At 47.0% G+C, this 10,036-nt stretch carries 7 protein-coding genes; 3 read left to right on the forward strand and 4 right to left on the reverse strand.

The features are described from left to right. Positions 1 to 11 precede the first annotated feature (11 nt). From acnD to QVA83_RS16620, 3 genes are all read left to right on the forward strand, one after another. Positions 12 to 2,603, forward strand: coding sequence for a Fe/S-dependent 2-methylisocitrate dehydratase AcnD (gene acnD / locus QVA83_RS16610; RefSeq protein WP_061095773.1), 2,592 nt, complete (start codon positions 12 to 14; stop codon positions 2,601 to 2,603). A 407-nt stretch (positions 2,604 to 3,010) separates the two neighbouring features. After that, on the forward strand, positions 3,011 to 4,192 hold the full coding sequence (prpF, locus tag QVA83_RS16615) for a 2-methylaconitate cis-trans isomerase PrpF (RefSeq protein WP_061486461.1): 1,182 nt from the start codon (positions 3,011 to 3,013) through the stop codon (positions 4,190 to 4,192). 121 nt (positions 4,193 to 4,313) lie between these two features. Then, positions 4,314 to 5,570 carry a response regulator gene (locus QVA83_RS16620; RefSeq protein ID WP_014950537.1) on the forward strand — a complete coding sequence of 419 codons (1,257 nt, stop codon included), beginning with the start codon at positions 4,314 to 4,316 and terminating at the stop codon, positions 5,568 to 5,570. A gap of 10 nt (positions 5,571 to 5,580) precedes the next feature. Here the strand turns inward: QVA83_RS16620 and QVA83_RS16625 are convergent, their stop codons facing one another. The 4 genes from QVA83_RS16625 to QVA83_RS16640 all read right to left on the reverse strand — a co-directional run. After that, positions 5,581 to 7,158 (reverse strand): sodium:solute symporter family transporter, encoded by a 1,578-nt coding sequence (locus QVA83_RS16625; protein ID WP_061486462.1) that lies wholly within the window; start codon positions 7,156 to 7,158, stop codon positions 5,581 to 5,583. 101 nt (positions 7,159 to 7,259) lie between these two features. Beyond that, positions 7,260 to 8,966 carry a PH domain-containing protein gene (locus QVA83_RS16630; RefSeq protein ID WP_069944829.1) on the reverse strand — a complete coding sequence of 569 codons (1,707 nt, stop codon included), beginning with the start codon at positions 8,964 to 8,966 and terminating at the stop codon, positions 7,260 to 7,262. Further along, positions 8,966 to 9,520, reverse strand: coding sequence for a PH domain-containing protein (locus tag QVA83_RS16635; RefSeq protein ID WP_061486464.1), 555 nt, complete (start codon positions 9,518 to 9,520; stop codon positions 8,966 to 8,968). Before QVA83_RS16635 ends, QVA83_RS16630 begins: the two co-directional genes overlap by 1 nt. Positions 9,521 to 9,735: 215 nt before the next feature. Further along, positions 9,736 to 10,036: Hpt domain-containing protein (locus QVA83_RS16640; RefSeq protein WP_287498713.1), on the reverse strand; the 301-nt coding region annotated here is incomplete at its 5' end.

Raw genomic sequence — 10,036 nt, forward strand, 5'->3', positions numbered from 1 at the left:
GTTGGGGTTTTATGAATATTGATTACCGTAAACCGCTTCCAAACGCGGGTATCGATTTTTTCGATACCCGTGAAGCGGTAGATGCTATTGAGCCTGGCGCCTACGCCAAGCTGCCTTACACCTCACGTGTACTGGCTGAGAACTTGGTGCGCAAATGCGCCCCTGAAATGCTTACCGACTCACTTAAACAGCTGATTTATCGTAAGCGCGACTTGGACTTTCCGTGGTTTCCTGCTCGCGTAGTGTGTCATGACATTTTAGGTCAAACGGCACTGGTAGACTTAGCGGGGCTTCGCGATGCTATTGCCGCAAAGGGCGGCGATCCGGCGAAGGTTAACCCCGTAGTTCCAACACAGTTGATTGTGGATCACTCATTAGCTGTAGAGCATGCTGGTTTTGAGAAAGACGCGTTTGAAAAAAACCGTGCAATTGAAGACAGACGTAACGACGACCGTTTCCACTTTATCAACTGGACAAAAACGGCATTTAAGAACGTGGATGTTATCCCCCCGGGTAACGGCATTATGCACCAAATCAACTTGGAGCGTATGTCGCCGGTTATTCAAGCTCGCGACGGCGTTGCCTTCCCTGATACGCTAGTGGGTACAGACAGCCATACGCCGCATGTTGATGCTCTTGGCGTTATTGCCGTAGGTGTGGGCGGTCTTGAAGCGGAAAGCGTAATGTTGGGCCGCGCGTCTTACATGCGTTTGCCCGACATTGTAGGTGTTGAACTTACCGGCAAACCACAGCCAGGTATTACGGCTACCGACATTGTATTAGCGCTTACTGAATTCTTGCGTAAAGAGCGCGTAGTCTCTGCTTATCTTGAATTCTATGGTGAAGGTGCATCGCACCTGACGCTGGGCGACCGTGCTACTATTTCGAACATGACACCGGAATACGGCGCCACTGCAGCCATGTTTTACATTGACCAGCAAACTATTGATTACTTGCGCCTAACAGGACGTGAGGAAAAGCAAATTGCACTAGTTGAGCAATATGCTAAGCACACAGGTTTATGGGCTGATGATTTAGAAACTGCCGAGTATGAGCGGGTGCTTACGTTCGACCTTTCTGCTGTTGGCCGTAACATGGCTGGCCCTTCTAACCCACACGCACGTTTACCTACCAGCGATTTAGAAAGTCGCGGTATAGCAGCGAAGTGGACCGAGGAGGAAGGCAAAATGCCTGATGGCGCGGTTATTATCGCGGCTATCACAAGTTGTACCAATACATCTAACCCACGCAATGTAATTGCTGCAGGTTTACTTGCTCGAAATGCCAACGCGCGCGGTTTAACCCGTAAGCCGTGGGTTAAGAGCTCACTAGCACCAGGCTCTAAGGCCGTTAAGCTGTATCTTGAAGAAGCTAACCTGATGAGCGAGCTGGAAGATTTAGGCTTTGGCGTGGTTGCCTTTGCGTGTACTACCTGTAACGGTATGAGCGGCGCGCTAGACCCTAAAATTCAGCAAGAGATCATCGACCGCGATCTTTACTCAACAGCAGTATTGTCGGGTAACCGTAACTTCGACGGCCGTATTCACCCTTACGCAAAGCAAGCATTCTTAGCATCGCCACCACTGGTTGTAGCTTACGCCATCGCCGGTACCGTGCGCTTTGATATTGAAAAAGACGTATTGGGTACCGACAAAGAAGGCAACCCAGTAACGCTTAAAGACATTTGGCCAAGCGATGAAGAGATTGACGCTATTGTAGCGAAATCGGTTAAACCAGAGCACTTCAGAAAAGTGTACGAGCCAATGTTCGATTTAAGCGTGGACTACGGCAAAGACATTAACCCGCTTTATGACTGGCGTGAAATGAGCACCTACATTCGTCGCCCGCCCTATTGGGAAGGCGCAATGGATGCTGAGCGCACCATGAAAGGTATGCGTCCACTGGCTATTTTGGGAGATAACATCACCACCGATCACTTGTCGCCTTCAAACGCTATTTTAGCCAGCAGCGCGGCAGGTGAATACCTCCACAAAATGGGCTTACCGGAAGAAGACTTTAACTCGTATGCCACACACCGTGGTGACCACTTAACCGCACAGCGCGCTACCCTTGCGAACCCGAAAGTGTTCAACGAGATGGTGCTGGAAAACGGTGAAGTGAAGCAAGGTTCACTGGCGCGCGTTGAGCCAGAAGGACAAGTTATGCGCATGTGGGAAGCTATTGAAACCTACATGAACCGCAGACAGCCGCTGATTATTGTTGCTGGCGCTGACTACGGTCAGGGCTCGTCACGAGACTGGGCAGCCAAGGGCGTGCGCCTTGCGGGTGTTGAAGTGATTGTAGCTGAAGGTTTCGAACGTATTCACCGCACTAATCTAATTGGTATGGGCGTATTACCCCTTGAGTTTAAACCAGGCACAACACGTAAAACCCTTGAGCTAGATGGCACAGAAACGTACGACGTAAGCGGCGAACCGTCACCAGGGGCAACGCTTACGCTAGTAGTAAACCGCCAAAACGGTGAGCAGCTAGAAGTACCAGTAACCTGTCGCCTAGATACCGCAGAAGAAGTCTCTATTTACAGCGCAGGCGGTGTATTACAGCGCTTCGCCAAGGACTTCTTAGAAGCTGAAGCTAGCTGATTGTGATAGGAAGACCTTTCAGTGGGAGGAGGTGAACCAGTTACAGGGCACGCCGTGAATACGTCCCTATAGGCTCCCAACTCGCATCCTTGCGAGTTGAGGGCCCTGAAACTAATCCACCTCCTCCGTAGCTAGTATCAGCTAGTTTGGTTGGAAGCTGTTTGTGATTTGAAACCCTCCAGCCGCAAGGATGCGGCTGGGGAGCGCACATGGATGTGTTCACAGCGTGTTTCAAATCACGAACAACCTTACTTCTCTCCAGATAAAATAGTTTTTAGTTTAAGAGTGCGTTGAGGCACGGTTGAAACCTTCGGGGCGCATGGACGCGCCCCGAGAGCCTACAAGGATGTATTTACGGCGTGTTTCAACTGTGCCTCAACGCACTCATACCGACGAAAGGAAAAAACATGACAAAGTATGCGCCACAACTTCGAGTACCGGCTACCTACATGCGTGGCGGTACCAGTAAGGGTGTGTTTTTCAATTTAACCGATTTGCCAGAAGCCGCGCAAAAGCCAGGTCCGGCGCGCGATGCCCTGCTTCTGCGCGTAATTGGCAGCCCCGATCCGTACGGTAAACAAACCGACGGTATGGGCGGTGCTACATCAAGTACCAGCAAAACCGTTATCTTAAGCAAAAGTGAACGTGAAGGTTACGATGTCGACTATCTATTTGGTCAAGTAGCCATAGACAAGCCATTCGTAGACTGGAGTGGAAACTGCGGAAACCTAACGGCAGCCGTAGGCGCATTTGCGATAACCAATGGGCTAGTGAATAGAAGTAAATTACCAGAAAACGGCATTGCCACCGTCAACATTTGGCAAGCCAATATCAACAAAGCCATTATCGCTAAGGTGCCAATGACTAACGGGGAAGTACAGGAAACGGGCGACTTTGAACTAGACGGTGTCACCTTCCCTGCCGCAGAAGTAGAAGTGGCCTTTGTTGACCCAGCTGACGGTGAAGGGGCAATCTTCCCGACAGGACGATTAGTCGACACACTTGAAGTTCCAGGCGTAGGCTCACTTCAGGCGACCATGATAAACGCGGGTATTCCTACTATTTTCATCAACGCAGAAGATATTGGCTACACAGGCACTGAACTGCAGGATGATATAAACAGCGACTCCGAGGCGCTGTCCAAGTTCGAAGCAATTCGTGCACACGGCGCGGTTCAGATGGGGCTCATCAATGATGTGGGTGAAGCTGCAAACAGGCAGCACACACCAAAAGTCGCGTTCGTTGCACCTCCAAGAGGTTACCAAGCTTCCAGTGGCAAAGATATTTTGGGTTCAGACATTGATGTATTGGTTCGCGCACTGTCTATGGGGAAACTTCATCATGCTATGATGGGCACGGCAGCAGTCGCGATCGCAGCGGCTGCGGCGATACCCGGCACTCTTGTAAATATCGCAGCTGGCGGCGACGAAAGAGACTCGGTTACTTTTGGGCATCCATCTGGAACGCTTAGAGTAGGAGCAAAAGCTACGTTTGAAGATAACAAATGGCAAATTAAGCAAGCTGTAATGAGCAGAAGCGCACGTATTTTGATGGAAGGCTCCGTGCGTGTTCCCGCTGAACAAAGTTAGTACAACGCAATGTTATATAAGAATAAAATTATTTAGACATAAGTATAAAACGCCCTCTCTTTGAGGGCTTTTTTGTCTATAATTGGTTATTATCGAAGCCTAAGTGCCGAGAGTAGATCACATGTATAAAGTTCTTGTAGTAGAAGACAGTCTCACTGTCCGAAAGATTGTAAACAAACTTATTGAGGATAATCCTCACTTTACGTGTGATCTGTGCGAAGATCTTGCGGAAGCGAAAAGTGCTCTCGAGAGTGACACCGAATACTTGGCAGCCATCGTCGACTTAAACCTTCCCGACGCGCCCAACGGCGAGAGCGTTGAGCTTGCACTTTCCTACAACGTTCCAACCATCGTACTTACTGGAAATTTCGACGAATTTACCCGTGCTCAGTTACTCGATCAGGGCGTACTGGATTACATCACAAAAGAGTCTCGCTATTCATACCTTCAAGTGTCTAAACTTGTAGACCGTTTAAGAAAGAATCTCACTACCAAAGTGTTGGTGGTGGAAGATTCTAGAACGAGCCGAAATCACATTTGTTCATTACTTCGCAAATTCCAATTTCAGGTACATGAAGCGAACGATGGCTTAGAAGCGTTAGAAGAGCTTGATAATCACCGCGATATTAAAATGGTTATTGCCGATCACCGTATGCCCAATATGGACGGCTATGAACTAGTTAAAGCAATACGCCACGAAAAACGCATGCAAGACTTGGTATTTATCGGTTTATCGGCAAACGGCGACAGCGTGTTGACCTCGAAATTCATTAAGAGCGGCGCCAATGACTTCCTGTCCAAACCGTTTTATCACGAAGAATTCTACTGCAGAATTATGCAAAACCTTGAATCACAAGAAATGATTCAAACCATTAGAAATTCAGCAAACTTAGACCCGCTAACCAAGGTATACAATCGCCGTTTTCTCTACGAAAAAGCAGAGGAGTTATTTGCCAATAAAGCGTCGAGAAAGGATGTCATTGTGTCTATGATCGATGCTGACAACTTCAAAAGTGTAAACGATACCTACGGCCATAAAACGGGTGACATGTTATTGCAGGAATTTGCAGCATTGTTAAAAGATTACTTCCCCGACGATCTTATTGTGCGCTATGGGGGTGAAGAATTTACGGTGGTATCAGTAAGGCCGCCTAAAGTGTATCTATCTGCGCTTTCAGCGTTTATGGATGCAGTGCGCTCTACTATTTTTACCAATCACAAGTTCAATATCACGTGCAGTATCGGCGTATGTACCGAGGAACACAAGTGCTTGGAGTCGCAGTTAGAAGTGGCTGATGCGCGCTTATACGAAGCTAAGCACGCGGGCAAAGATCAGATTATTCTGAGAGACTCAGTCGCCAAAACAGTAGAGGCCTAAATCACTGAGTCTACTGCAGCCAACGCGGCATTAAGTAGCAAACCACGACCAATAAGCAAAAATAGCCAAGCAATAGGGTGGCAATCGGCTTATCAATCAGTAAGCGTCGTTGACCAGAGGTGGTGATCGTCGCTGTATCGTTTTCATCATTAGCTGACAAAACAGACAAGATAATAGCGGGTATCACTGTGCTCGCGAACCCCGTTACATTCCACCAAAACCAAAACACGTCCTCGACAAAAAATGCGAACGACAAATTAGTCAGCACGCCACACATCAGGCCGGTATTGACCTGTGTGGCATTTATCTTCTTCGTTAGCATGCCAAGTAGAAACACAGCCAAGACAGGACCAAAAAAAACAGAGCCCACTTTGTTCACCGCTTCTATTACGGTAGGCGCTATATCGCCAGCATTGAGCGAAAGCAGCAAAATAATCCCTCCCCAAAGCAAGCCCGCAAACTTAGCATGATTCAGGTAGCCTTCAGGTTTTGCGCGTTTCCGAGTGAGTTTGAAATAATCTTCAAGCGAAACAGCGGCAAGAGAGTTTATTGCTGAGCTCAGTGATGACATGGCTGCCGCAAGAATAGCGACCACAAGCAAGCCGATAAGCCCATGAGGTAAATAATTAAGAATAAAGACCGGCATAAGCCAGTCCGGATTATCTTTAGGAATTTGCGATAGCAAGTTGGCGTCGTTAAACGCTAGTGTGCCGACCACCAAGCCTGCTAAACAATATAGAAGTGTTATAGGGAACCTAAAAATGCCATTGGCTAACATCATCTTTTTAAGATCGCTTTCCGATTTCGCTGACAATGCCCTCTGTGCTTCTGATTGATCACAACCGTAGTATGAGGCGTAGAGGATCACGCCACCTAGCACCATAGGAAAAAAGCCGAAGCCGTCACCATCAAAACCCAGAGATGAAAAATTAAGGGTAGAGACCCGCTCGCTTGGAAGTAACTGTAAAAAGTGCTCCCAACCGCCTAATGCGTTAAGACCAAAAGCAATGCAGATAGCTGTGCCCAAAACGATGACAACCATTTGTACCGCGTCACCATATACAACTGCTTTCATGCCTCCTTGTAAGGAGTACAAAACGGTAATCACACCAATGAGTAATATTGCCTGCGTGGATGAAACCTGCATGGTTCCTTGCAATATAATGGATAGCGCGTAAACCATTATGCCGGTAGCGAAGGCTCTGCTAAATTGAAATACAACACTGATACAAATACGAGTAGAGGTAGAGAAACGTCGCTCAAGATAGTCATAAATACTCACCACACCGCTTCGGTATAATGTAGGCAACACGGTGGTAATGAGTAAAAGCATGGCTAACGGAACTGCCAGTTCATAAGAGAGCCAAATCAGCCCTCCACCCTCACGGAAGCCGACAAATGCAGGAGCGGAAATGAAACTGACCGCCGAGAGTTGCGTCGCCATCACTGAAAGTAACAGCGGTTTCCAACTTAAGCTTCTTCCAGCGAGAAAATAATCTTTCTTTGACTGCTGTCCACGCAAGCTAAAGCCGATGACGAGTAAAGTGATGAGGTAAATCGCGATGACACTGTAATCAAGAATATCCATATAAACGCAAGGTTAAGCAACTAAATACCTACCATTACATAAACTCGGTCTATTTGCATAAAAAACGTATAAAAAAGCAGCGCTCAAAGAAACAGTGTACGTTACATCCAAGACCTTCTGGTTGACTCCACCTCGAATAGCACACTATCAGCTAGTTTATTAACGTAGTCTTCTGGTAGAAACGGCACAGTCACCGCCCCCGAAGCCAGTACAAACTTAACGGTGGCCTGTTTTCTTCGCTTCATAAACACGCTTTGCTTAACGATAACTTGCTGCGCTTTATAGGGCTCAAAGCATTGATAGTCGATGCCTATTCTACCTCGCCTTATATAAACGTACTTACTGTCGTAGGCTATACCCCATCGCCACCACCTAAGCGTGAGTAACAGCGATACCGCACTAAAGACAACGAGTGAACCTAGCATAATATCTAGATGGGATGACACAGCGCCAATAGTGAAAAAGGTAATAAAAGGCAACGTCCAGCCCGCAAGCAACCAAAAAGTAATAAATCGCTTACTAATGGTTTGATAATCTTGACCTCGCAGGTCACATCCAGGCATCACTTCTTGACTAAGCGCGAAGGCTTCATCTTCGGTTACCGATGGCACAATAAGCTTATTTGGCGACATCAGTTCTTGCATTTGCTGCCCAGCCGTTGAGTTCTGCTCAAAATACAAATTCACCCGCTTTAGTATTTTATCCAGCCAGTCTTGCTTCGCCGTAATCATTTGGATGCGTGAAGCTCGCATGCTGACTTCCAGTTTATTAAGCAAGCCGCTGCGACGGATATAGCGATCACCTGTTCGTGAAAGTGTGTAGCCGTAAAAAGTGAAAAGCGCGCCACCAACACTCAGCAGTGCCACTAACGCCATAAGCATCATGAGAATGACAAAGGCATACAATCCAAATTGCCACCACGCAACCGTTTGTTCACCAACCAGCTGATTAAGCTGCAAGCCTTTATCGGCTAACCACTCTGAAACCAGACCGAACACATCGTCATAGAAAGGTGCCGCAGCACCCAGTATGATCCACACGCGATTGTTGGTGATACCGTGAATAATGATGTCTTTCACGGACCGTCGATTTAATACTTCTTCATTTGAATGGGAAGAATCTATCGCTTTAGTGCGCGTTCGTGGCGTGGGAAAAGACGAACTCTGCTCGTCGGATAAATCTTCATTTGGCAAACAATCCAGGTCACCCTCATCGTGCAGCGCTTTTTCATACAACACCTGCTTTTTGAGCGCTTCAGCATAATCTTCAGGAACCGCTACAATTTTAGCTTCTTCTTTCCCACTTCCTGCGGTATCAAGCACCACTAACGCGTACCCAAAAGGTCGGTAATAAAAAGGGCGTTCTATCTTAACGTTTTGAATACGCCACAAAGGCAAGTTGGTATAGCGGCGTTGGAACACGCCATGATGAATCTCAACGTGCTGGTTGTGCACGCGAAACTTGTACATTAAAAAGCTTATTACGCCGCTAACACTGGTAGATAGAAAAAGGATTCCAGCACCGATTAGTACTTCAGGCGACAGCAGGTTATCCCAAATATTGAACGATATGGCTAAGGCGGGAATGGTATAAATAAGCACTTGAGCCGAGTTGGTAAAATTGCGAATAGTAAAGTACAAAATAGAAATTAGAGAGAGGCGCTGCCACTCATCACCCGTTTCTACTTTAAGTTTCGGTTCTTCCATATTAGCATCTTGCCCATGGGATTTGAGCGCAGTATCTTCTTTCAGCTCTTTTGACTGATTAAGTGTAGGCGCTTGGTGTGAGGGCGTTTCTGATATCGTCATTAGCGTGCACCTATATCTTTATGAGCAAGAATGAACTCACGCAACTGCTCTGCCCTTTCAATGCTTAACCCAGGTATCTCAAACGTGTGCATTTCACCACCAGCCGAAAACACCTGAAGTGAGGCAAGACCCGCCCACCTGTCCAATGGACCGCGATTAACCTCTACATGCTGAACACGCAAAATAGGTTGGCACGAAAGTTTTCTAAAAATTAGCCCTGACTGCTTACTGATGTCTTGCTCTCGAATCGCATAAAATATGCGTACATCAGCAAAAAAGTGGTACAGAGCCCATAGAGAGCCTACCGCGACGATACCAGCAACAACATACGGGTAGGCTTGCAGCAGTCCTTCTGGCAATGACCAAAAGCTTTGGAATCGTAACGCAGAAGCAATACCGATTAGCACTAAGGCTATCAATCCAATGGAGAGGATATTTAGTGTCCGGTACTTTTTGGATATAGGAAGTAATGCGAGCGTTTGAAGTGAGGGAATTTCCTCAACACTGAGCTGATTATTTGAAAACACGGTTTCTTGTTGTGCGCTAATTGTCATCGCATTAATTCCTTTTACCACTGTATAAATAAGATCAGCCTGCCGCCTTTTTTTAAGGAGAGGCTTAGCTACTTAACTACTTAGCTACTTTGCTACTTTGCTACTTTGCTACTTAGCAACGCTGCTCTGAACGCTTTCTCTAGCGCAGTTTTTATAACAAAAAAGAGGGCAAGCCCTCTTTTTTACGTTTCCTATTAAAGAGCGCGTTATGCTAACTAGTCATCAACCTGCTGTTCATTCAGCCAATCGTGTAGTGCCTTCATGTCGTGCTGAACCGCCATTTGTAGCTCTTCCACCCAATCATGCACGTTCTCCCACCATGTAGGGTGGTCGCCCTGTTGAATTTGATTAGCAATACGCTGTACACGAGCCAAACCAACAGAGCCAGCGGCGCCTTTAATTTTGTGAGCCTGTGAGCACACTTCTGACTTTTCGTCCGCACTTAAGCTTAGCTGCAGTATTTCCATGTATTCAGGCATTTTTTCTTGGAATACTTTAACGCTAGCGCGCACCATT

This window comes from Alteromonas sp. AO-Serp (genome assembly GCF_017849675.1).
GTDB classification, from domain to species: Bacteria; Pseudomonadota; Gammaproteobacteria; order Enterobacterales; family Alteromonadaceae; genus Alteromonas; species Alteromonas macleodii.